Source organism: Aphanothece microscopica RSMan92 (assembly GCF_046613545.2).
Taxonomy (GTDB): domain Bacteria; phylum Cyanobacteriota; class Cyanobacteriia; order PCC-6307; family Cyanobiaceae; genus NIES-981.
The window spans coordinates 1-1123 of record NZ_JBKKKY020000204.1; the positions used below are offsets into that span (position 1 = coordinate 1).

Below are 1123 nucleotides of genomic sequence, written 5' to 3' on the forward strand. Positions count from 1 at the left end.
TGCCATTCCTCCTGCTGCTCCAGCAGCAGGGCTCCCACCAAGCGGATGATCGCGGCGTCGTTGGGGAAGATGCCGACGACGCGGGTGCGGCGTTTGATCTCCTTGTTCAGCCGCTCCAGGGGGTTGGTGCTCCAGATCTTGCGCCAGTGCTCCGGCGGGAAGGCCCGGAACGCGAGGACGTCTTCCCTGGCCTGCTCCATCAAGGCAGCGGCGGCGGGGAATTTCTCGCGGAGCATCGTGATGACCTGCTCCCACTGCTGCTCCACCGCCTGGGCCTCGGGCTGAACGAACACCGAGCGCAGGGCGGCAGCCACCATGTCCTGACTGCCTTTGGGCACCTTGACCAGCAGGTTGCGGGCGAAGTGCACGCGGCAGCGCTGCCAGCTGGTGCCCTGACAGCAACGGGTGATCGCCTTCTTGAGGCCGGCGTGGGCGTCGCTGATCACCAGCTGCACACCAGAGAGCCCTCGCTCGCGCAGGCGCCGCAGGAAGGCGGTCCAGAACGCCTCGTCCTCGCTGTCGCCGACTTCAATGCCGAGCACCTCCCGCTGTCCGGTGCCGGTGATGCCGACCGCCACGATCACCGCCCTGGAGATCACCTGCCTGCGGGCCGGATCCCGGCCGTGCAGGTAGGTGGCATCGAGGTAGATGTAGGGGTAGCGGCTGAACTCCAGCGGCCGGCCCAGAAACGCCTGCACCTGGGTGTCCAGCCCCTGGCAGATGCGGCTGACCTCCGATTTGGAGATGCCGCTCTCACACCCCAGCGCGGCCACCAGCTCGTCCACCTTGCGGGTGGAGACGCCGGAGACGTAGGCCTCCATCACCACGGCCCACAGGGCTCGATCCACCCGGCGGCGGGGTTCCAGCAACGAGGGGTAGAAGCTGCCTGTGCGGAAGCGGGGGATGCGCAGCTGGATGTCGCCGGCCGGGGTGCTCAGCAGCCGCTCCCGGCTGCCGTTGCGGTGGCCCCGCCGTTGGGTGGTGCGCTCATGGCGATCGGCTCCAAGGGCAGCAGCGGCCTCGGCCTCGATCAGGGCCTGTAGGCCCTGGCGCACCAGTTCGGGGATCAGGTCACCGGCGGTGCCGCTGCCAAGCAGTTGCGCCAGCTCATGGGCGGCAGAAT

The 1123-nt window shown here is 68.7% G+C and carries 1 protein-coding gene; it reads right to left on the reverse strand.

Annotation, left to right across the window (positions count from 1 at the left end; genetic code table 11):
• A partial coding sequence (locus ACLD7X_RS16985; protein WP_412007433.1) for an IS256 family transposase occupies positions 1 to 1123 on the reverse strand: 1123 nt, incomplete at both ends.